The 24,707-nt window shown below is 44.2% G+C and carries 13 protein-coding genes; 11 read left to right on the top strand and 2 right to left on the bottom strand.

What is annotated here, in order from left to right; genetic code table 11:
- The first annotated feature begins 228 nt into the window (after positions 1-228).
- From DXB58_RS04420 to DXB58_RS04375, 10 genes are all read left to right on the top strand, one after another.
- A complete protein-coding gene (locus DXB58_RS04420; RefSeq protein ID WP_122136026.1) occupies positions 229-1,755 on the top strand; it encodes a sulfatase-like hydrolase/transferase in 1,527 nt (508 codons plus the stop codon).
- A 113-nt stretch (positions 1,756-1,868) separates the two neighbouring features.
- Positions 1,869-3,527 carry a hypothetical protein gene (locus DXB58_RS04415; RefSeq protein ID WP_122136025.1) on the top strand — a complete coding sequence of 553 codons (1,659 nt, stop codon included), beginning with the start codon at positions 1,869-1,871 and terminating at the stop codon, positions 3,525-3,527.
- Positions 3,528-3,548: 21 nt separating this feature from the next.
- Positions 3,549-3,953: a hypothetical protein gene (locus DXB58_RS04410; protein ID WP_117933263.1), complete on the top strand. Its 405-nt coding sequence runs from the start codon at positions 3,549-3,551 to the stop codon at positions 3,951-3,953.
- 21 nt (positions 3,954-3,974) lie between these two features.
- A complete protein-coding gene (locus DXB58_RS04405) occupies positions 3,975-5,606 on the top strand; it encodes a DUF1735 domain-containing protein (protein WP_122136024.1) in 1,632 nt (543 codons plus the stop codon).
- A gap of 33 nt (positions 5,607-5,639) precedes the next feature.
- Complete coding sequence (locus tag DXB58_RS04400; RefSeq protein WP_122136023.1) at positions 5,640-6,626, top strand: glycoside hydrolase family 43 protein; 987 nt, start codon at positions 5,640-5,642, stop codon at positions 6,624-6,626.
- 140 nt (positions 6,627-6,766) lie between these two features.
- Positions 6,767-9,946 (top strand): TonB-dependent receptor, encoded by a 3,180-nt coding sequence (locus DXB58_RS04395; protein ID WP_122136111.1) that lies wholly within the window; start codon positions 6,767-6,769, stop codon positions 9,944-9,946.
- Between the two features lie 20 nt (positions 9,947-9,966).
- Positions 9,967-11,853, top strand: coding sequence for a RagB/SusD family nutrient uptake outer membrane protein (locus DXB58_RS04390; protein ID WP_122136022.1), 1,887 nt, complete (start codon positions 9,967-9,969; stop codon positions 11,851-11,853).
- A gap of 22 nt (positions 11,854-11,875) precedes the next feature.
- Positions 11,876-14,962: a SusC/RagA family TonB-linked outer membrane protein gene (locus tag DXB58_RS04385; protein ID WP_122136021.1), complete on the top strand. Its 3,087-nt coding sequence runs from the start codon at positions 11,876-11,878 to the stop codon at positions 14,960-14,962.
- 25 nt (positions 14,963-14,987) lie between these two features.
- On the top strand, positions 14,988-16,784 hold the full coding sequence (locus DXB58_RS04380; protein WP_009001284.1) for a RagB/SusD family nutrient uptake outer membrane protein: 1,797 nt from the start codon (positions 14,988-14,990) through the stop codon (positions 16,782-16,784).
- 29 nt (positions 16,785-16,813) lie between these two features.
- Positions 16,814-17,716 carry a BT_3987 domain-containing protein gene (locus DXB58_RS04375; RefSeq protein ID WP_117933254.1) on the top strand — a complete coding sequence of 301 codons (903 nt, stop codon included), beginning with the start codon at positions 16,814-16,816 and terminating at the stop codon, positions 17,714-17,716.
- A 134-nt stretch (positions 17,717-17,850) separates the two neighbouring features.
- On the opposite strand, the gene DXB58_RS28095 is transcribed toward DXB58_RS04375, so the two are convergent.
- Together DXB58_RS28095 and DXB58_RS04365 are read right to left on the bottom strand one after the other, a co-directional pair.
- Positions 17,851-18,303 carry an ATP-binding protein gene (locus DXB58_RS28095; protein ID WP_147338716.1) on the bottom strand — a complete coding sequence of 151 codons (453 nt, stop codon included), beginning with the start codon at positions 18,301-18,303 and terminating at the stop codon, positions 17,851-17,853.
- A gap of 98 nt (positions 18,304-18,401) precedes the next feature.
- A complete protein-coding gene (locus tag DXB58_RS04365) occupies positions 18,402-22,412 on the bottom strand; it encodes a two-component regulator propeller domain-containing protein (protein ID WP_122136019.1) in 4,011 nt (1,336 codons plus the stop codon).
- Between the two features lie 208 nt (positions 22,413-22,620).
- On the opposite strand from DXB58_RS04365, the gene DXB58_RS04360 reads away from it, so the two are divergent.
- Complete coding sequence (locus tag DXB58_RS04360; protein ID WP_122136018.1) at positions 22,621-24,678, top strand: alpha-L-arabinofuranosidase C-terminal domain-containing protein; 2,058 nt, start codon at positions 22,621-22,623, stop codon at positions 24,676-24,678.
- The last annotated feature ends 29 nt before the right edge of the window (positions 24,679-24,707 follow it).

The following is a 24,707-nucleotide window of genomic DNA, read 5'->3' as shown; positions in this document are numbered from 1 at the left end:
GGAGGCAACCAAGATACTGTGGACAAAGTTATGAAAAAAGATGCTTTTGCAATCGAAATGTGGAAGTAATTTATCTATTATCTGTAAACTCACATAAAGCTCCTGATTGATACATACGATTCATAAGAATAGCCGCAGGATGGACATTACTCCCCATTATTAAACATTTGTTCTACATAAATAAATAAGTGGTGGCTAAATTTGCATCGTTATTAACTACATAATATTATGAAAACAATAATCTATCTTGTTCCTACGCTGTCTTTAGTAGGTTGTACCTCGCAGCAAGTAGAAGAAAAGCCGAATGTGATTGTGATTCTTGCCGATGACCTGGGATTTGGCGATGTCAGCGCTTATGGCTCTACTACGATTCATACTCCGAATATCGACAGTCTGGCTCATGGGGGAGTTTGTTTCACAAACGGATATGCTACTTCGGCAACTTCCACTCCCAGTCGTTATGCTTTGATGACCGGAATGTATCCGTGGAAGAATAAGGATGCCAAAATCCTGCCTGGAGATGCTCCTCTTATCATTAATGAGAATCAGTTTACTTTGCCGAAGATGATGCAGCAATGCGGCTATGTGACCGGGGCTATCGGAAAGTGGCATTTGGGGATGGGAGACGGCAATGTTAACTGGAACGAAACCGTCAAACCGGGTGCCAAAGAAATCGGTTTCGATTACTCTTGCCTGATTGCGGCAACCAACGACCGTGTTCCGACGGTTTATGTAGAAAACGGTAATGTAGTAGGACTCGATCCGGCGGACCCTATCGAAGTGAGTTACGAGCATAATTTTGAGGGTGAACCGACTGCCATCTCTCATCCGGAGATGCTGAAAATGCAGTGGGCACACGGACACAATAACTCCATAGTAAACGGAATACCCCGTATCGGATATATGAAAGGCGGTCAGAAAGCCCGTTGGAAAGACGAGGACATGGCCGACTATTTTGTAGATAAGGTGAAGAATTTTGTAACCGAACACAAAGATGCTCCTTTCTTCTTGTATTATGGCTTACACGAACCTCATGTACCCCGTGTTCCCCACCAGCGATTTGTGGGTAAAACAACCATGGGACCTCGTGGTGACGCTATTGTTGAGGCGGACTGGTGTGTCGGTGAATTGCTTGCTCACCTGAAGAAAGAAGGATTGTTGGAAAACACACTGATTATCTTCTCCAGCGATAACGGTCCTGTATTGAATGACGGTTACAAAGACGGTGCTCCGGAGTTGGTAGGCAATCATCTTCCTGCAGGAGGACTTCGCGGAGGTAAGTACAGTCTGTTTGATGGCGGTACGCATATTCCTTTGTTTGTTTATTGGAAAGGAAAGATTCAGCCGGTCGTATCCGATGCGTTGGTTTGTCAGGTAGATATTCTGGCTTCTCTGGGTTCGATGGTACATGCCGATTTGCCGGAAGGGCTGGACAGTCGGAATTACCTGAATGCTTTCTTCGGAAAAGAGCAGACTGCCCGCAAAGATGTAGTATTGGAAGCACAGGGACGTATGGCTTACCGTTCGGGCGACTGGATCATGATGCCTCCTTATAAAGGTTCCGAACGCAACCTGACCGGAAATGAATTAGGCAATCTGGGGGAATACGGATTATTCAATGTAAAAGCCGACCGCACTCAACATCAGAATGTAGCGGCACAACACCCCGAACTTTTGGATTCTCTGAAACAGAATTTCTTTGCCGAAGTAGATGGATATTATCGCAGTGAAGTAGAAGAAGAACCATTAAAATAAGGTCAAATGTTTATTCTGAACATAAATCCCGTTGATAAAACAATCGTTCTATTCTAGCGGGATTTATTTCTCTACCTTTGTTCTGTTCGATGTCGGACAATTAACCTTGAAGTATGTATATGAAAATGAAAGCTTTTTTAATGTTTGTATTGCTGTTCTTATGTTCAATGGGAACAAAGGCGCAGGATTTGGGGGCGAACTATAATGAAAATATAGACTACCCGATTACGGAAATAGAGATGCTGAAGCAGTCGAAAGTGAATTGGGTGAGAGGGTTCGTCAATATCCCCGCTCTGTTTCTTCAAAATGAAAACGGGAAGATTGTAGGCGTGAAAGAAGAAGCCATCAAGACACATATTCCCACACTGAAATTTATCCAGGCCAAGAAAGCGTTGGGCGACCGCGTGAAGTTCATATTAAGCCTGAAAATACCTTTTGAATTATATACCGATACGGTTCCCAAAGTAGGGACGAAGGAGATGGAGTACATATTCCGGGCAACGGAAGTGTTACTGCAAACTTATCAGATGGCGCAGAATATTGACATTTTGGTTATGGGTAACGAACCGGAGTGGGAAAATGCATTGGATACCGACCTCTGTCATGCCGACGGTGATGATTACCGGGCATTTCTGAATGAGTTTGCCAATCGGCTGACTACTTGGAAGCAGGCGAACGGCTGGACATTTGATATTTATGCCGGGGCATTGAATCGTGTGTCTGAGTTGCCGAAGAGCGAAACGGTGCCTGCGGTAGTCTCTGTGGTTAATAACAATCCTAATGTGGTGGGACTCGACCTGCATGTTCACGCATTGAATATCAATCAGGCGGAAGATGATTTCCGGATCATCCGCAATAAGTACGGTGTAACCAAAAAACTGATTTGCACGGAATTCTCTATGGTGCGTGCGTTGAATCCTCATGTGGCCGATGCGTTGGGAGAATGGGGAACCAAGAATGGTTATACAGCCGGAATGAAAATCTACGAATATCTTAATCTGATAGCTGAAAAGGCGAATGCCGGTACACCGGTTAGTGCTGCCGAGTTCAAGAGTCTTTTTGAGAGTTACTCCTGGTATCCGAAGAATTGGTATAAGACTTTTTATGAGGTATTCAAGAAATATGATACGTATGCCATTACCGGGCGTTTTAGCGTTGTTCCCGGTGGGGCGAGAGCTGTTTACGATGCGAATACTGAAATGTGGGAGCTTGGAGGAATTTATTTTTCCCGTTATTTAGGACTGGATGCAAACGGGTTCTACAATCCCAATCCATTATTATATCCTGATTTCATCGCTGCTCAAAATGGGCTGGCTATTTCCAGTCTTGTCGAAGGGCAACAGGAGTTATTTATTAGTTGGGGTAACGGAGCTGATAAGACGGGAGTGTTGTTGGTGACAGACAAGGACGGGACAGAGGTAGTACGTCAGCCGCTTGATTCGGAAAGCGATTATACACTGGTTGAAAATCTTGTTCCCGGCACAACATATCATGTAGCGTTGCTGAAGTCGGATGACAGTGTGTTGTGGGAAGATGATGTCAAAACTAAGCTTGTGACGGGAGAGTTTCCTTTGTTGAAATATCAGCAAGTGGATGGATATGCGTTGGTGCAACTGTTGAATTTGCCGGCTGATGCCGCTTCTTACAAGTTGAAAGTGGATGGACGGGAAATCGATATAGTGAATAAGAACCTGAACGGACAAGTGCTTACGGCCGAAGTGACTTATAAGGATGGATCGGTAGAAACATTGTCGGCAACCATTAGAAAGTAATTATCTTAAATTTATTCGCTTATGAAAGTAATATATGTATTATTGGCATGCCTGTTGGTTTTCGCCTCTTGCGCAGAAACGGATTATGCTGAAAACGGGGTTGATAGAAAGGATATAACGGGATATACCGAAATAGGATTTTATAGTCTGGATGGAGTTTGTACTTTTGCGGAGCAGGAACAGGTTCAGGCTGCAATCAATTCCAAGCGCCTGACTTATCGTTTGCAGAATTCGGATCAAAGCAAATACATTCATGTGAAGTTTACCGGGAAACCTGCAACTGTCGGTCAGAAAATAAGGGCGGCATTCTCATTCCGGGGAGTTTCTTTCCTCAAAGAAGAGATGGAGATGGAAGTAGTTCGGATAGATGGTGGAAAAGTGTGGTTGTCAGGTGACAATGTTGGTATGGTAATCCCTGTTTTTTAATCATTAAAAAAGAATTGAATTATGAAAAGATATATTCCTATTGCAGCGTCGTTGATGGCGTTTTCATTGGTTTCCTGTGGTGAAGTTATGGATTTGACGCAGCCGGAAAAGGCGGAAGTTACTTATTCCGGTATCACTTTGTCACTTAATCAGACTGGCAAGTATGACCTATATCTGGATGAGCCTGAATATGAATATACCATTATGGTAGAGAAGAACCATTGCGAAAAGGAAGCGAAAGCGGAATTTGCAGTAGTCGATGCCCACTCGTTTGGCGAGGAATACACGCTATTGCCTGCGGCTAACTACGACTTGGATGCCAACAGTCTCGATTTCAAAGGTGACGATGTGTTGCATGCTGTCGGTTTGCGTTTCCATGATCTTACTACACTGGACAACACCAAGAAATACGTGCTCGGTTTGAAACTGAAGTCTGACGATCTTGCTGTCAACGAAGAGAAGAGTACCATGACTTTCTATCTGCAACAAAAACAGGGTGGTATCGGTAATCCATATATCATCACTGCGCCCAAAGACTTGGCCAAGCTCGGTGAATATCTCAAAGACGGACAGACTACTTACGTACGTCTGGGTGCGGACATCGACCTGCAAGGGACGGACTGGACTCCGGTGGAAGCCACTGCTGTCAGACCTGTGGATTTCGACGGTTGCGGACACGTTATCAATAATCTGAAAATTACATCTTCTTCATCCGGTTATCAGGGCTTCTTCGGCATGTTGACGGGACGATGTGCCAATGTGACGTTTACGAACGCGCAAGTTACCGCTGATAAGAAGCTTGCAGGTATTGTAGCCGGGCAGGCAGGTAACGTTTCCGGTGCGGGTATAGTGGAAAATGTTCGGGTATCGGGTAGTATTAATCTGACTTCGGGTAATGAGGCATGGGATGACGGTCAGGCAGGTGGTATCTGCGGACGGCTTCACGGAGCAGACAGCAAGATTTATCAATGTGGTTCGGATACGAAAATTACTGCTTTGTGGTCGGCAGGTGGTATCTGTGGTGAAGTACGTGAAGGAGCTTCCATAGAGCAATGTTATCATGTAGGCGATATTACCACTCAGTCATGTGTAGGTGGTATTGCCGGTCGGTTGTTGGGAAGTAATATTTCTCATTGTTATTCGCATGGAGTTATGAAGGCAGTTCCAATGGTTAAACCTAATCCGGGTGGTGGTATTGCCGGATGGGTACAACCGATGTCCGGTGCTTCTACTACTTCTGCCATATCCTACTGCTGGAGCGATTGCGATGTATCGGCACAAAATCAGGTGGGAGGTATCATGGGTAACGCCAATAATGTAACAGGCTCCGGTATTACCGTTCATCACTGTGTGGCATGGAACACATATTTATTCTCTCAAGCTGCACCCAAGTCGGGTAAGGTATGTGGACGGTACAGCCAGAATGTGGCTTATTCCTGTTACGCTAACCCTGCTATGGAATGTGTGTTCCCAAACAATCCAGCACTGCCTGACCAGGCTAGTGTAAACGTAGGTGCAATCACTACGGTAGATCGTTATAACGGCCTGACTACCATCGATAACCTGATGGAAGCCATTCGTACTCTCGACTGGGATACCTCTATATGGAATCTTGACGGTGAGCAACTTCGTTTGGCATGGGAGCTGAATTGATAGAAAATGGTATAACAATTAAGATACAGACTGATGAATACATTCAATAAAATCTTATCACGAGTAACACTTGTTCTGGGAGTGACATTTATGTCTGCCTTCCAATTGTGTGCTGATGATTGGAAAGAAATTATGTATGCCGACCCTACTATCTTTGTGGAGAACGGAAAATATTATCTCACAGGTACACGTAATCAGGAACCGTTGGGCTTTGCTATCCTTGAGTCGAGTGATCTGGAGCATTGGACGGTACCTGATGGCACTTCCCTGCAAATGATACTTCGGAAAGGAGATCGAACGTATGGTGAAAAAGGTTTCTGGGCACCTCAATACTTTAAGGATAAAAGAGCTTATTATTTCACTTATACCGCTAATGAGCAAACAGTAATCGCTTCCTCAAAATCGGTATTCGGACCTTTTCGTCAGAAGGAAGTCAAGCCGATAGATGCTTCCGCTAAAAATATCGACTCATTCCTGTTCAAAGACAATGATGGGAAATACTACCTATATCATGTCCGCTTTAATAAAGGTAATTACCTTTGGGTAGCCGAGTTTGACATAAAGAAGGGAAGTATCAAACCGGAAACTTTGAAACAATGCATGGACTGCACGGAGCCTTGGGAAAAGACTCCGAACTATAAGTCCGCACCGGTAATGGAAGGACCGACTGTTATGAAGTGGGACGGGGTATATTACCTCTTTTATTCTGCCAATCATTTTATGAATATCGACTACTCGGTAGGCTATGCCACTGCTTCTTCCCCTTTGGGTCCGTGGAAAAAGCACCCGAACAGTCCGATCATTCATCGTAGCCTGGTAGGAGAAAACGGATCGGGACATGGAGATGTGTTTAAAGGGCTGGATGGAAAATACTATTATGTTTACCACGTTCACCATTCGGACTCCACTGTACAGCCTCGTAAAACACGTATTGTTCCGCTCATCCTGGAGAAGGGAAACGATGGCATATATAACATCACCGTAGACAAAGAGCACGTTATAAAGCCAATGTGGAAATGATTTGTTCAGAAATGTAGTAGAGAAATCTATTTTGCACATTTGTACGGGTTTTAAGGAGATTCTTCCTTTTCATTTGAAGATTTTCCCGCTTAATTTGTGTCTTGAGATAAAGAATTTGTTAACAGTTAAAAATAATGTTTATGAAAAGAGACAGACTTTATTTTTCTTTCTTGTGTCTTTGTTGCTTTTTGTTTTGTACGCTGGACGTGCAGGCACAACAAGACTATTGGAAGGGACAAGTGAAGGATGCAGTATCTGGTGAACCGATGATTGGTGTCAGTGTTCGCGTGAAGGGTACGGGAAGCGGTACGATTACTGATTTTGACGGTAATTTTACTGTGAAGGCATCGAAAGGAGACATACTTGTCATTTCTTATGTGGGTTATAAAACTCTGGAACTGGATTTAAAGAATAAAACGACTTTAGGAGTAATTTCTTTAGGAGAAGATACGGAGACACTGGAAGAAGTGGTAGTGGTTGGATACGGTGTACAGAAAAAGGTATCCAGTGTTGGTTCCATTGCTACTGCAAAAGGAGATGATTTATTAAAGATAGGTAGCGTGAACTCCGTTTCCGAAGCTTTGCAAGGCCAGATGCCCGGTGTGGTTGCCATTAACTCCACCTCAAAGCCGGGAGCCGATAAAGCTTCTTTGTTGATTCGTGGTAAGTCCACTTGGGGAGAAGCTGCTCCGTTAGTGTTGGTAGACGGTATCGAACGTGACTTTAATGATGTCGATGTGAACGAAATCGAATCTATTTCCGTACTGAAAGATGCTTCGGCGACTGCGGTTTACGGTGTGAAAGGTGCGAACGGTGTGATTCTGCTGACAACCAAACGTGGACTTGAGCAGAAACCGGAAATATCATTCACTGCTAACTTCGGTTTCAAACAACCTTCTGCCGCTCCTGAATGGTCTGACTATGTGACCTCTATGAAACAGTATAACAGAGCACAGGCTAATGATGGTAACTGGGGGGCAATGGTTCCCGAATCTACTATTGCCGCATGGGAAAATGCGTATGCTACCGGAAATTACGGTCCATATAATGATGTCTTTCCCGAAGTGGACTGGTGGAAAGAACTGGTGAAAAACGTAGGTTATGAACAGGCTTATAATCTTAATGTACGCGGTGGTACGAAGAAAATGAGTTATTTTGTATCCTTGGGTTATTTGCATGACGGAGATATTTTTAATACTACCAAACAAGAGGATTTTGATCCTTCTTTCTCTTATCGTCGTTATAACTGGCGTAGTAATTTCGACTTCAATATAACAAACACCACCAAACTATCATTCAATGTGGCTGGTAAGATGGGTTATCAGAACCAACCGTCTTATTATGAGAATGTCGATTCTCCGGATGAACGCTTTTTCAAAACGTTCTTCACAGCTCCAAGTAATGAATTTCCGATTAAATATAGCAATGGAATATGGGGAGACGGGTTAAGTTCCGATCAGAATATAGCTTGTTTGATGAACGAAGGAGGTAGTCGTAATATAAAACAGCATCAAGGTTTTTACGATGTAATCCTGAATCAGAAGCTGGACTTTATTACAAAAGGGTTATCATTGAAAGCATCGTTGTCTTATACTACTTCTTCGTCATGGACCACCCAGTTGATGCCGGGTAAGATTTTGGGTAAAGATGATTTGGTTGCCCAGCGTACACATATTCGTATGAATCGGGTGTATGATTACGCCAATCCTATTTACAATGCTGACGGAACAATTACTTATAATTATACCGAGAAACGTTATCCGGATGAAAATGCTCCCGGAGATTTGCCTGTCGGTGGTGTTTATGACGGCTTCAAGGCTTACGGACGTAAACTTTATTATGAATTAGCATTGAATTACAGCCGTCAGTTTGGCGATCACGATGTAAGTGCTTTGTTTGTGTTTAACCGTAAGATGAACGAATCGACTAATCAGAATGTGATGAACTTCCCGGCTTACGAAGAAGACTGGGTGGGTCGTGTGACTTACAACTTCAAAGAGCGCTATCTTGCCGAGTTTAACGGTGCTTACACTGGTTCGGAGAAGTTTGCTCCGGGACACCGTTTCGGTTTCTTCCCATCTGCTTCTATCGGTTGGCGTATTAGTGAAGAACCATGGGTGAAGAAATGGACCAAAGGAATACTGACAAACTTGAAAGTACGTTATTCGTATGGGGTAGTTGGTAATGATAAAGGTGCTACCCGTTTCAATTATATCCAAAAGTTTGAGCAACTCTCCGACAATGCACAGTTTGGTAAATATCAGACCAGTAACTGGGGACCTTTGTACAAAGAAGGAAAACTGGCCGATCCCGATGCTACTTGGGAAGAATCTATCAAGCAGAATATCGGTATCGAAATAGGTTTGTGGGGTAAGCTGAACTTTACTGTGGATTTGTTTGATGAAAAGCGTAATAACATCCTGATGACACGTAATACGATTCCGTCATGGGCTGATAGTGGTATTGCTTTTCCGCAGGTGAATCTGGGTAAGACTAAAAACCACGGTCTTGAACTGGATGTTACTTGGAACGACCGTATTGGAAAGTTTAATTATTATGCGAAGTTTAATTTTGCAACCAGTGAGAACCGTGTCGTCTTTATTGATGACCCGAAGAATCAGAGTGAGTATCTGAAACAAGCCGGAAAGTCAATCGGATACGTGAATAAATATTTGGCAACAGGAAACTTCCAGTCATTGGATGATATTTATAACTCGGCGCAGTCCACTATTGCCAATGGTACACACAATACGCTGATTCCTGGAGACTTGTACTACATCGATTATAATGGAGACGGTATGATCGACAGTAAAGATATGGTTCCGATGAAGGATTTGAATTATCCTGTAACCACACTCGGATTTACGTTGGGTGGTTCTTACAAAGGATTCGGATTCAATATGTTGTGGTACAGTGCCCTGGATGTTTATAAAGAAGCGATTCCTTCCTATTTATGGGACTTCCCGGAAGGTAATATCAAGGCTCAACCGAATACGTTGAATACATGGACAGCTGATGCTCCGATTCAAAGCGGTCCGGTTCGTCCTAGTATTCATGTTCAGAGAAGTTATAATTCGGTAGCCAGTACATATACATATACCAATCATGCTTATCTACGTCTGAAGAATCTGGAAGTGAATTATCAGATTCCGAAGCGTTGGTTGCAGCCTTTACGTCTGACAAAACTGCAAGTATATGTTAACGGTAGCAATCTGTTAACTTTCTCGAAAGGCGATTCCCGCCGAGACCCCGAACATTCGGGACAGAATGTTTATCCGATGGTGAGACGTTATAACATTGGTTTTAGATTAGGATTATGAGACACTTTAAATTTACTGATATGAGAAGACATAAGTTGAATTGGATATGGATCATTCTGTTGGGGCTGTTTGTAGGAAGCTGTGAGGACTATCTGGACCGCTCTCCTGATGACGGACTTTCCGAAGATGATGTTTATAAAGATTATAGCAGTTTGTTAGGGTTCATGGACCGCATCTTTCAAAATGGTGATATATTAATCTTTACACATGGTATCAACTCTTATTCGAATACATATGTAACGGTAGGTAATTTATCGGATGAATATGCATCCGTCCGCGATAATGATCCGTCGAAGTTTGTCAATGCAGGTAACTGGCTGGAGAATGCCAGTACACGTTTCGAAATAGGAAGTAAAAGTGATGGAGCGAATTTTAAAAGTGCTATTTCTCGTGCCTATACCGGGCTTCGCATTGTGAACCGTGTAATTAGCGGAGCGGATCAGGTAAAATCGATCACAGACGACCAAAGGAGAAAACTGTTGGGGCAGGCTCATTTCCTGCGTGCCTACTTCTATTTTGAGATTATCAAGCGATATGGTGGGATGCCTATCTTTGATCAGCTATGGGGAGCATCGGACGACTTTGACTTTCCCCGTAAAACTTATCAGGAATCCAATGCTTGGATGCAGACCGACTTGGATAAGGCTATTGAATATTTGCCTATAAGCTGGCCTGATGAAGAACATGGACGGCCTGACCGGGTGAGTGCCATGGCATTGAAAGCGATGACACAGCTTTATGCTGCCAGCCCTTTGATGCAGAATGACCTGAATTCGATTGAAAACAAAGGATATGGAAAAGAAATGGCTGCCGAAGCTGCCCGTAGTGCACAGAAGGCTATCAATGCTATCGAAAGTCACGAATATTATCGCCTGATGAATCATGACGAATATCGTAGCATTCAGTTAATGCCTAATTCCAATCAGTACGCACAGCCGGAATATTTATGGTTCTTGCGTTGGCACCATGGTAACTGGTCTGCTTTCGTCAGAGCGCAATGGCTGACACAACCATACGATAATAAAACCGGTGCCGAAGGTACTCCTTATAATGCTCCGACACAAAATGCGGTAGATATGTACGAACGCAAGGGAACCGATGGTAAATACTATCCGATTACTGATCCTCGTTCCGGTTATGATGCGGTAAAGACTACCAATCCTTACTCGGACAGAGACCCTCGCTTCACTAATAATATCCTTGTGCCTGGTGAGCAATGGGGAAAGAATTTACAGGGTGTTCCCTATTATCTGACCACTTATTCGGGTGGTTACTCCGAGAACTTTATTTCTACCAACCAGTTTACGAGAGGTTCCCAACAGACCGGATATATGTGTAAGAAGTTCATTTGGCCGGAAGCAAGTGTGCCTTTGTTTGGCGAAGCAGGTTTCCAATTATATCGTCTGGTGGCTGTGTACATTCGCGTTTCACAAGTTTACCTGGATATGGCAGAGGCTTCTTTTGAAGCGACAGGTGATCCGGATGCAGTCGTAACAGGTTGTACGATGTCGGCCCGTCAGGCATTGAATAAAATCCGTGTAAGAGCCGGAATCGGTGAACTGCCGGATGGAGTGGACTTTAGAGAAGCTTATCGCCGGGAACGTAGTGTGGAATTGATGTTCGAAGGACATCGCTGGTATGATATCCGCCGTTGGATGATTGCTGAAGACCTGTTTAAAGGTGAATATCCGATTATGGGTGTCAAAGCAACCCCGATTAACCATTCTTATACAGCCGACCAGTTGAAAGTGGAAAAAGCCTGCACTTATAAGCTGACCGACTTTACTTACGAGTATGTTCCGGTGAGGACAGCCGTGCGGACGTTTAACAAGCGTAATTATTGGTATCCGCTGCCGATGGATGAAGTGGCGGCTTTGGATAATCTTCAACAGAACCCCGGATGGTGATACCTAAAATAAAGAAAAGTATATGAGAAACAAGATTAGATATATAAGACTGATAGGGCTCATATTTGTCCTTATCGTTGGCTCTAGCCTGACTTTCGCACAAAATAAATCAAAGAGAAAGTCGGTGAAGAAGCCTCTGGTGGAAATAGTTTCTATTGTTACCGACGAGAAAGGTAGCCCGTTGAAGAATGTTTCTATCATTTGTGGAGAAGGTGCAGTCGTTCTATATACAGATGCAAAGGGACGTTTTCAGACGAAAGTGGAGAATGATGCAACCGTCATGGTGGAGGCTTTGGGATATGAAGATAAAGTGTATAAACTGTCGGGCAGCAATATAGTGCCTGAAAAGATTGTTCTGAAGAAAGAACCCCTGTTCCTAACCGAAGAATCGCTGGTGAACAGAGCCGATGGTGGCAAGACGTATAAAGGGAATGAAGTAGGCGCAACGAGCGTACTGGAGAACGGACAATTCGGAACCTTCCCTGATTTGACGCTGACTAATATGTTGCAAGGTAAAATGTTAGGTCTTCAAGTTCGCTCCACAGTCAGCGGATTGGGAAACAATACGCCTGATTTATTTATCCGTGGTCAGCATGGTATGTCGGAAAATACGGCTATCGTTATTATTGACGGTGTGGAACGTCCGGCAGCGGATTTGATTCCTGAAGAAATCGAACGCATCGAGTTGCTGAAAGATGCCACTGCCAAGATTCTTTACGGGGCACGTGCAGCGAATGGGGTACTTTGGGTGACTACCCGCAGGGGAAAGGCCAACCGCCGCATTTATAATGCTACTGCCGAAGTGGGTGTAGTACAGATGACACGTACTCCTGATTTCCTGAATTCTTATCAGTATGCTAATCTGTATAATGAAGCGCGTGCAAACGATGGACTGACTCCTTACTATAACCAAAAACAACTGGAAGGATATAAAAACTCCAAAGGAGCCAATGATCTGCTGTATCCGAACGTTGATCTGTACGATCAGTTGTTGAAAAAAAATGCCAATTATCGGAAAGTATCGTTCGATATGACGGGAGGTACCGACAGAGTGCGTTATGCTTTGATTGCCGGATATGTAGGAGGTAGCGGATTTGAAGACGTCACCTATACTCCGCAATTGCACCGCCTGACGCTTCGCGGAAACCTCGACTTCAACGTAACGGATTTCCTGACTATATCTGCAGACGTGGCCGGACGTATGGAAATGCGTAAATGGGGGCAACTGGACTGCGGACAGGTATTTACGGCCTTGTCTACTCATCGTCCGAATGAATACCCGCTGACAATGTCACCGGAAGAAACCGGACTGGCAGGCGGTTCGGACGGGATTCCTTTATTCGGTGCAAGTCTCCGGCAGCCGATGAATGCTTATGCGGAAACCATGTACGGAGGATATACAGACGAACGCTATACACGCAGCCAGACCAATATCGGTTTGAAATTTGATCTTGATATGCTGACAAAAGGATTGAAAGCCGGTGCTTTCCTTTCTTTCGACAACTATGATTACTTACAACTCTCTTTGAGCAAAGTCTATCCGACGTATGCCATCAAGACATACCGTGACTTTGCCGGTGAGGAACAAATTATGTACACCCAGATGAAGAAAACAGATGTAGCCACTTCACAAAGCCGGAAGTCGACTACCTTGCAACAGACATTGGGATGGAATGCTTTTGCCGGTTATGAGAATACATTCAATCAAAAACACGATGTATCGGCACGCCTGACTTATATGTACTCGAAAACAACCAATCAGGGAGTGACCCAGGACATCATCAATGCCAACTACGCATTGCGCCTGAACTATATGTACGACCACCGTTATGCTGTGGAAGCCGATATGGCATTGATGGGAAGCAACCGTTTCAAACCGGGAAACAAATATTTCTTCTCTGCTGCGGGTGGTCTTGCTTGGATTCTAAGCAATGAAGATTTCCTGAAAGACAATGAATACGTGAACTTCCTGAAACTGAAAACGAGTGCCGGTATTCTGGGATATGACAGAAGCACGGAACATTTATTGTATGAACGTGCCTGGGCACAGGACGGCAGTTTCCGGTTCGGAACAACGAACAACGGTGCTACGGCTTACTATTCTACTTTTGTCCGTGCAGGCAATCCGAACCTGAAATGGGAAAAGGCGGCAGAATGGAATATCGGTGTGGAAGGTCTGTTCCTGAACAACCGCTTATATACCGAAATAAACTATTTCCGTGAAAAACATACAGACATCATTGGTTCTGTCGATGCATCTTACGGGGATTATACAGGCAACTTTACTTACCAGGATAACATGGGTTCTGTCCTGAATCACGGTATAGAAGGAATGTTCACCTGGAGCGACCGCGTCAACGACTGGTCTTACTCGGTAGGAGCCAATTTCGTATGGTCAAAGAACAAAGTACTGAAATGGAATCAGGTGAAACATGGTGAAGAATACCGCTACACCGTAGGACGCTCTACCGATGCTATGATGGGATTGGTTGCCGAAGGATTATTTGGTAAAGACGTAGCTATCAACGGACATGCAACCCAGACATTTGCCGATTATCAGGAGGGTGACATCGCCTACCGGGATCTGAATGGTGATAAGGTTATCGATGGTCGTGATGTGAAAGAACTTGGAAACTCATTCCCGCGCACTACACTGGGTATCGACTTCAGTGTAAGCTACAAAGGTTGGGGCTTGTATCTTCAGGGATACTCCGAACTGGGTGTTCACACCTGGGCAACGAATGCCTATTATTGGAACAACGGAGAAAGTAAATACTCCAAACTGGCATTAGACCGTTACCATCCGGTAAACAACCCGACCGGAAGCTATCCTCGTCTGACGACGACTGCCGGTGAGAACAACTTCCGTAATTCTTCCTTCTGGCTGGAGAATACAAGTTTCTTCCGTATGAAGAATGTCGAGTTGAGCTATACGTTCAATCAGTTCTCTCCGAGTTCGGTAGTGAAGAAGATCAAGGTTTTTGCCCGTGGTGCTAACTTGTTCGTGCTTTCTTCCGTGAAGGATCTGGATCCTGAACTGCTGAATGCCGGTGTGACCAACTACCCGGTGACACGTAGCTTTACAGGTGGAGTCTCTTTTGTATTTTAATTTTGAACAATTAATAGATGGCAATATGAAACATATATTAGGAAGTTGCGTTTTAGCAGGTCTGTTTCTCTTTTGTGCTTGTGACGACACATTGGATACCAAGGTGACGTGGCAGATCGGAGACTCCGATACATGGAGAGTCCCGGAGCTTGCTCAAGGCGTACTATATAAAGCTTATAATGGCATAGCCAATCGTCCGGATTGCTTTGAAGATAACTTTTTGGATTGTGCTACTGATAATGCAATGACCAATTTGCGTAGCTCTTCTGTCTATAAATTAAGTATGGGTGGTATGACAGCGTTTAACAATCCGATTGGAAACTGGAGCAATGCATACAACATGCTGAACTATGTAAATTCTTTCCTCGAAAACGGCTTGACCGACCAGGTGCAGTACAACCGTACCGACACGGAAGTGGACAAGCAAATCAAGTTACGTCTGAAAGGTGAATCGTATTTCCTGCGTGCATGGTGGCATTTCGAACTATTGAAGATGTACGGTGGAAAGGGGAAGAATGGAAAAGCATTAGGTATTCCGTTGGCAGATCATTTTATCTCGCAGGAAGAAGCTGCGCAGAATGGTGAATTTCTCCGTCCTACATATCAGGCAACAGTCAATTTTATCGTAAACGATTTGAATAATGCCATCGAACTGTTGCCGAACGCTTATCAGGGAGATGACCTGGAGTTTGGTAATACACAAATTGGGCGTGCCACGAAAGCTGCTGCGGCTGTTCTGAAAAGCCGTGCGCTTTTATACAGTGCCAGCCCAGCCATGCAGGACGATGACGTGACGAAGATTACCGGTATGGGACAATTCGAAATACTGAACCCTACAGTTTACCAGGCAAAATGGGAAGCGGTAGCTAAAGAGATTAATAAGATTCTGGGTATGGAAGGTTTCGGTACTTTTGTTCCTGTCACGGCTTCTTCCATAGCCGATGTCCAGACGGAAAGTTCCGATTATGCTTTCCGCAGGTATTTTAATAACAATCTGCTGGAGGGTTTTCATTTCCCGCCATTTTATTATGGAAGTGCCCGTGCTACTCCTTCTCATAATCTGGTAAAGGCTTTTTATGCGAAGAACGGTTATCCGGCAACCGACGTCCGTTCGGGTATCGACTTGTCTGATCCAGACTTTGATATGATGCAGCTCTATGCCGTACTGGATAATCGTTTTGCATTGAATGTTTATTACCACAGTGCTACATTTGGTGATTCCGGTCAGTCACTGGATATGTCCGAGGGTGGAAAAGATTCCCCGTCGTTTAGCGAGAATGCTACACGTTCCGGTTATTATCTGGCTAAATTCGTATCCAAGAAATCGGCTATGCTGAATCCGATCCAGACGTTAAATTCGGTTCATTACAATCCTTTATTACGGAAATCGGAAGTTCTTCTTAACTTTGCCGAAGCTGCCAATGAGGCATGGGGCAACCCGACGGTGAAAGGGGAGGGATGTCTGTATTCTGCTTATGAAATAATGAAAACAATCCGTTTGCAGGCAGGAGGCATTAACTTTGATCTTTATCTGGATGAAGTAGCCCAAAGTAAGGATTCGTTCAGAAAGCTGATTCAGAATGAACGCCGCTTGGAGTTTGCTTTCGAGAATCATCGCTATTTTGATATGCGGCGCTGGGTATTGCCGTTGAACGAAGAGGTGGAAGGAGTTGCCGTCACCCGCAATGAAGACGGTACATTCAGCTTCAAAGTGCAGAAGGTGGAGCAACGGAAATATGAAGTGAAAAACTATTTCACTCCGCTGCCATATTCAGAGTTGGAAAAGAATAAGAATCTAATTAATAATCAGGGTTGGGAATAACGTGTGGTTGATATAAATACTTATTTACAATGAAGAAACTAAATATATTATGGATAGGGCTGATAAGCGTTCTGATGACTGCTTGTTATGACGATTATGAAAAGGACTACGATAAGAGTGCGGTGTACTTTGCTTCGCAGAAACCTTTGCGGACACTGGTAGCCGACACAGATATGTCGATAAAGGTAGGAGTGGCCATTGGCGGCAAAAGAGAAGTGCATACCGATGATTGGGCTACATTCGAGATCGATCCGTCTTTATTGGATGGTACGGGCTTGACACTAATGCCGGAAAACTATTATCAGTTGGCTAATCCGAACAAGATGACGATCAGCAACCCGAACCTGGCAATCGCAGATGTGAAAGTGACTTTCTCCGATGCTTTTTATAATGACGATGCCGCTTTGGATAAGCATTATGCCATCCCTTTCCGGTTGGTCGATCACAATCAGGATGAAGTAAGTACCGACGTGAATGGCAATTTGAAGGATTACAGTATTGTAGTTGTCAAGTTTGTCAGCCAGTATCACGGCACCTACTTTGTGAAAGGGAAAGTAACCAACTTATCCACCCAGCAGGTGACTGAATACAATAACAAGGATTTGAGTCAGAATATGACCCGCGACTTTGTTTCATTAGGCCGAAACAAGGTACGCAGACCGGGCTTCGGACAAACGTTGGAAAACAATGAATCGGTGAATCTGACAGTCAATTCAGATGGAAGTGTTACTATCGAGGCCGGGGGAAGTGTCGCTATCGCAGATGCATCCGCCACATTAGATCCTGCAGCCGAATCACTGGAATTTGTAGGGAAACAGCCTAAGTTTACGCTTTCTTATAAATATACGAAAGGCGGCGTTACTTATCAGGTCAATGAAGAACTGATTCGTCGTCAGAATCCGGAAGCCGATTTACGCTTTCAGGAATGGTAGAAAGTAGGTATTAGTCGATTATAGGTGTCTATCTGTCGCCGGTAATTAGCTGAATCAACGATGTTGCAGGCTGATTACCGGTGATATTTTTAGATATTCTGTTAGGTTTATATCGCTTAAGTTAGCTTACGACTCTACTTTAGAATAGATTTTCCTTTTTCTGTTATCATCCAATAACCTATCTTTTTCGAGCCTTTTCGAATAATGCAGCCATTCACTTTTAAGTTGCGGAATGTTCTCTTGATCGTAGCACTGGAAACAGATAAAGATATGGCTAGATTATCATATGTTGACTGATTATCTTTTACTATCAATTTTAATATATCTTTCTCTAATGATGATAGTTTTAAAGGGTCATTTAAAGGGTCATCGTTCTTAATTATGTTAGGTCTATATATGATAAGTGTAACGCCACCGGCTTCATTTATAAACTCCGGTTTGCGGAGCCCTGCTTTCGTCATACCCTCATAAATTTTATGAATACCTCGTCCCCATGATTCAATAAATCCAGCACGGTAAAAAGTTTCGGCGATAAGGCGATTCCGAGGTTGTGAAGCGTGGTCACCTAATAATTGTTCGATAGTCATACCTTCGGGAAGTGTCACTCATAATTACTACAAAGTTACGTATTCTTTTTCAAACTTTGTAGAGTATAAGGAGATTTACAAGTGCCAGTTCCGGTGAATTACTTCAATTGCTTGAGAAACTCTGTCGGAGTGATATTAAATTCCTTTTTGAAACATTTTGTAAAGTAGTTCGGGTCTGATATACCGACAGCGAATGAAGCTTCGGAAACATTCATGCCGTTCAGTAAATGGGTTTTGGCTTCCTTCATCTTGATGGTACGTATAAACTGTGTGATGGAGCATCCCGTGAGTGATTTCAGTTTCATGTGCAGCAGACTACGGCTGATGCGGAGATGGGCTGTGATTTCAGTTACTCCAAAATCTTCCTTGGTGAGGTTCGCCATAATCAGTTCTACCAGTTCTTTCATAAACACCTCATCCCGTGGATTGTTGGTGATTTGCTTGATGTTCAGTTCCTCCGCCTGTTTGAAGTGCTCAATATTCTGTTTCCGGCTCTTTTGGATATTCTGTACCAGCAACTCCAGGTTCTTGGCGTTGAAAGGTTTGGTGATATAGGCGTCCGCTCCCCGCAGATAGCCTTCTGTATGGTCGTTTTCATCCGTCTTGGCAGTCAGCAGGATGACGGGGATATGACTGGTCGTTACATCTTGCTTGACGCGTTCCGTGAATTCCAGTCCGTCCATCACCGGCATCATTAAGTCCGATATAATCAGATTCGGCAGTTGTCTGGCTATCTTCTTGCAGGCTTCCGCTCCGTTGTAGGCACGTATGATGTCATATTTCTCACCGAATATACTGGCGAGGTAATCATTCATCTCTTTATTATCCTCCACAATCATGATAGATTCTCTGCCGGAGTCTTTCTCTTTGTTGGTCAGCTTTTCGGGGATGAGTTCGATTGTCTCCTTGATTCGCTGGTTGTATTTTTGTATTTCTTCTGTCGTGATGTTTTCGGAAGAGCGTTCGTCGGGTGCGTAGGCATCCTCCGATACGTTCAGGGTGACGATAAAGTCCGAACCTTTGTTGACCTCGCTCTCTACCCGTATTTCTCCTTTATGCATGTGGATGAGCGAACGAGTGAGCGAAAGTCCCAAGCCGAATCCCTCGCGGTGGTCGCGTTTTTCGACCTGGTAGTAGCTCTCGAATATTTGTTCCTGAACGTCTTTGGGAATTCCTCTGCCGCTGTCCTTGACGGAGATTTGAACCATGGTTTCTTTCTCCTCTTTAATCAGTTTGGCGCTCAATCTGACGTATCCGCCGGGTTGTGTGTATTTAAATGCGTTCGAGAGCAAATTATAAAGAATCCGTTCCAGTTTGGAAGGCGAGAACCAAACTTCTTCTTTGGTATCTTCCAGACTGACGATAAAGTCGATTTCCCGTTCTCCGGCTACGATGTCGAAGATATGGGAGAGCTCCTCCAGAAAGTGCATGATATCTCCTTTACGGACGCTGATATGCATCTGTTTCATTTCGATTTTACTGAATGTCAATAGTTCGTTAATCAGATAATTCATCCGGTTGGCGTTACGGTAGATGACTTCCAGTTTCTCCTTGTCGTTGTTACTAATCTGCGGCTGCTGGATCAATCGTTGTAGAGGTGATAAAATCAGGGTTAATGGTGTTTTCAGATCATGGGAGATGTATGTGAAGAAATTTATTTTCTGTTGATTCATGTTCTCCATGTTGACACGCTGTTCATGTTCCGTTTTCAGTCGCATGAGCAGGATGATACGCGTTTTAGTATACCGGTAGGCGGCGTAGATGATTAATAAGGAGAGCAATGCATATACAAAATACGCTCCCGGCGATAGCCACCAGGGTGGAAGGATTCTGATGGCAAGGTCTTTTTGTCCCGTTTCGTCCCAGTGAATACCGTCTTTGCTGGCTTTGATCTTTAAGATATACCTTCCTGAAGGTAGGTTTGAAAAGCGTACCTGATGCTGGTTGCCCACAAACTGCCAGTCCTTGTCGATGCCTTCCATTTTCATGGCATATTGAGTGTTGTAGGTATATTGATAATTCAGTCCGGAATATTCGAGACGCAGGGATTGGGCCTGGTCATGTGTCAGGGTAATTTCTGTCAGTTCGGAGATGGAGGACGGAATGGACGCTTTCTCGTTGTTGGGCGACATATATTCGCTGTTGCTCCATATAGCAGTCAGGGCAATATTGAAATGAGGATTGACGGAGCGTACCTGTTCCGGATAAAAAGAAATCATACCGTTGATGGTTCCGAAATACAGCTCTCCGTCGGGCTTCTTGCAGGCGGAGGAGTAGTTGAACTGGTTAATCGGCAGTCCGTCGGCTGTGGTATAGCGGTCGATATTTTCCGTCTGTGGATTGATGCAGCAGAGCCCGCTTCCGGTTCCTACCCAGATGTTGTTCATTTCATCTTCTATGATGCCTTTAATGGCATTGGAGCCGAGTTGCTCTTTGCTGTAAGAAGCGATGATGCTTCCGTTGCGGTCTGATACATAAAGCCCGTTGTTGTCTGTCCCTATCCATATCCGTTGGTGTGAATCGGGGTAGATATAGGTTACATAGAGATCGGTGTGCGGCAAGATAGGGAGTGAGGTAACTTTCAGCGTACGGGTATTTATCTGGAACATACTGCCTTTTCGGGTTCCTGCCCAAAGTATGCTGTCATTGAATTGTACCAGGTTAAACACACGGAGCGGTGAAATCTTTTCCGGCCGGGCATTGGCTTTTTTCTTGTCGATCAGGAATAAGCCTGAAGGCCCCCCGTACCAAACGTGCTCGTTCTTGTCTTCGATGATGCAGAAGCCGGATGAAACCTCTTCCGATAATAGATTATAGTCCACCGTACGGTTCAGATGCGGTATATAGTGAAGAGCTCCTTTCAGGAACAGTCCGAGCCATAGGCTGTTATCTTTGTCGAGCCATAGAGAGTGTATGTTCTTGGCGTAGATTTGCATCTGTTTGTGAAGCCGTTCGGCGCGGGTAATCTCTTTTTTACTGTTCAGGTAATTCAATCCGCCATCCTCCGTGGCGATGTACAATCCGTTGTCCGGCGCATTGATAATCTGGCGGACTGCTTTTCCACTCAAATGATTGAAACTGCCTCCGTATGGATATATTTGGAACTGGTCGGAGCCGAATATATAATAGTTGACTCCTCCGAAATAGGTTCCCACCCACATATTATGAGCCTTGTCCTGATAAAGACTGTAAATGGGCGAATCGTTCAGGGCACTTAAATCCCGTTCGGATTGTTCGTAGTGTGCAATCAGTTGGTAAAGTTTATTGAACACGAAGATGCCATACTCCGTTCCTACCCATATATTCCCGGTATGGTCGGTTGACGCACACCGGAAATCTTTTACTTCCAGGTCTTTGGAGAGATTGCACAGGGTGTTGCTTTGTATGTGATAAACGAAGAAGTCATTATTGGTATTGAATAAAAGTTGGTTGGACGAGATCAACACGGCATTGTTACATTGATGTGCAAAAGGCTGGATCAGGGTAGGGAGCGAAACGAACTGTTTCTTTTCCAGACTGTATCGCATCAGTCCTTTGTTGGTGTCTATCCACAGGGTTTTATCTCCGTCTTCTGCAAAATACCTCACATAAGGTTTCTCTTCATTAAGCAGAAAAGGGACGAACAGGCTGTCCTGTTCATTGTAACGGTAGAGTCCGTTGCTACAGGCCGCCAGGAGCATCCCGTCGCTGGTGTTCAGGAAACAAACATCATCTTTGGTATTTCCTTTAATCCGATAACGGGTAAAATCTTCCGTCCGGTAGTCGTAGCTGCAAATACCCTGGTCGGTGGAGATCCATAGAACATTGCGCAGCGAGTCGTTATACAGACGGGTGATAAAGTCGTGGCAGAGCGAGGTACTGTCGGCCTCATTGTGTGCAAACAGGTTAATATTATAACCGTCGAAGCGGCACAAGCCGTTGCGTGTGCCGAACCAGATGAATCCGTGATTGTCCTGGGTAATCGCATTGATCGTATTATGCGGGAGTCCTTCGGCTATGCTTAGCTGTTTGAAGCGTATATTATTATATTGTATCTGTCCCGTCGACAGGCTGGCGTTTAAGAGCACGAGACTAAAGGAGAGGACGATTTTAAGGGCGGTGGTTCTCATGGCTTTACGAATTTAATTTCATGACCAAAGATACGTCTTTTTTTGTTTGGAACAGTCGTAGGATTGTTCAAACGGACAGCACTCATGTTCAGATTGTTGTCCGGCAGCTGATTTTTATACATGATTGCAGGTATTAAGCATTATTTTTCTGTTTTTCTTGGATAGAAAAGACCACATTTGCAATGTGAAACTCTAAAAACACAATGCTATGAATCATCCGACATTAAAATCCCTTACGTTGGGTATCGGTCTGTTCTTCACATTACCTCTGGTATATGCGAATAGTTCTTTTCCGTCTTCATCCGATGGAACATTGTACATCAATAAATCGAAAACCCGCAAAGTGGCTCCCGTAAAGTACGGTTTCCATTATGAGGAAATAGGAATGATGGGTGAGGGCGCCCTGCACGCCGAACTGATACGTAACCGTTCGTTTGAAGAAGCAACACCGCCTGCCGGGTTATCAGTAAAGAACGGGCTGTATGAAAATGTTCCGGCTCCCCGTGTTAAAGAGAAGAAAGTGTTTCAGGCCGATCCGTTGATTGGATGGACGACTTATCCGTTATCTTATGCACCTGTGTTTGTCAGTCGCACGGAGGAAGATTCGATGAGTGAGGAAAACAAGTATTCAATGCTGGTGAATGTTACGGAGGATATTGCCAATCATCCGGATGCTATGATTCTCAACCGGGGATATTATGGAATGAATTTGAACACAGATACGTCCTACCGGCTTTCCCTGTTCCTGAAAAACAGAAATTATTCCGCTCCATTACGGGTCTTTCTGGTCGATGAACTGGGTTGTAAAGTGAGCAACGTTGTTGAAGTGAACGTCGGAAACCGGAACTGGACAAAATATACGGGCGAACTGAAACCGGAAAAGAATGTCCAGCGCGGAATGCTTGCTATTCAGCCTATGTCGAAAGGACAATTTCAGATAGATGTTGTTTCCCTGTTCCCGTCCGATACCTGGAACGAGGGGAAATCCGTATTTCGTAAAGACATTGTTCAAAATCTGAAAGAGTTTGCTCCCAGTTTTATCCGTTTTCCGGGTGGATGCATTGTACATGGAGTCAATGAAGAAACAATGTATCACTGGAAGAAAACACTCGGGCCGATTGAAAACCGTCCGGGCCAGTGGAGTAAATGGGCGCCTTATTACCGTACCGACGGAATCGGTTATCATGAGTTTTATGAATTATGCGAATATGTGGGGGCCGATGCGATGTATGTCATGCCTACGGGCATGATTTGCAGCGGTTGGGTAAAGCAAAGTCCGCAATGGAACTTCAGGCATATTGACGTCGATTTGGATGCATATATTCAGGATGCGTTGGATGCCATAGAGTATGCTATTGGCGATACGACTACGAAGTGGGGAGCCGAACGTGCGAAGAACGGCCATCCGGCCCCTTTCCCATTAAAATATGTCGAGATCGGTAATGAAGATTTCGGACCTGTGTATTGGGAACGTTATGAAAAGATCTATCAGGCATTGTCTGCTAAATATCCCGATTTGATTTATATCGCTAATAGCGTTATCCGGGTAGTGGGGAGGGAGAATGACGACAAACGGAAAGATATTGCCAATTTTATCAACCCGAAAAATGTAAAGGTGTTCGATGAACATTACTATAATTCGATTGAATGGGCCTGTCAACAGCATTATCGTTTTGATAACTATAAACGAGGCGTCGCTGATTTATTTATCGGTGAATTGGGAATCAGTGGAAAATACCCTTATAATCTGTTGGCTACCGGGGCAATCCGTATGTCAATAGAGCGTAACGGCGATTTGAATCCTCTGTTTGCCGAACGTCCGGTGATGAGGCATTGGGATTTCCTGGAACACCGTATTTTCCTGCCGATGTTGATTAACGGAGTGGACAGTAGCGTAAAGACTTCTTTCTTCTATCTGGCAAAGATGTTCAGGGATCACACGTTTGATGTGTGCTTGGATGCAGCGATTAAAGATATGGAAGGTATACAGAATATCTTTGTGACAATGGGATATGATACGGCCAGCAAGCAATATATTCTGAAACTGATAAACCTGCAGGATAAGAAAGTCACTTTGCAGCCGGAAGTCTCCGGTTTCAAACGTCCGGTCAAGGCTCATAAGACAAGCCTGGTACTGGTTCCGGGAAAAGAAAATACACCGGCTACTCCGAATGAAATCAAACCGGTGGAGACTGAAGTCGGACTAGACCTGAACAAACCGCTCGAACTGGAAGCCGCTTCTATGACTGTGTACCGTTTTAAATAGGAGAACCATAAGATTCAATAAGCGGATAT

Origin of the sequence: Bacteroides sp. OM05-10AA, from assembly GCF_003439055.1 — a bacterium.
GTDB lineage: Bacteria > Bacteroidota > Bacteroidia > Bacteroidales > Bacteroidaceae > Bacteroides > Bacteroides intestinigallinarum.
This window is presented reverse-complemented; position numbering and strand designations above follow the sequence as displayed.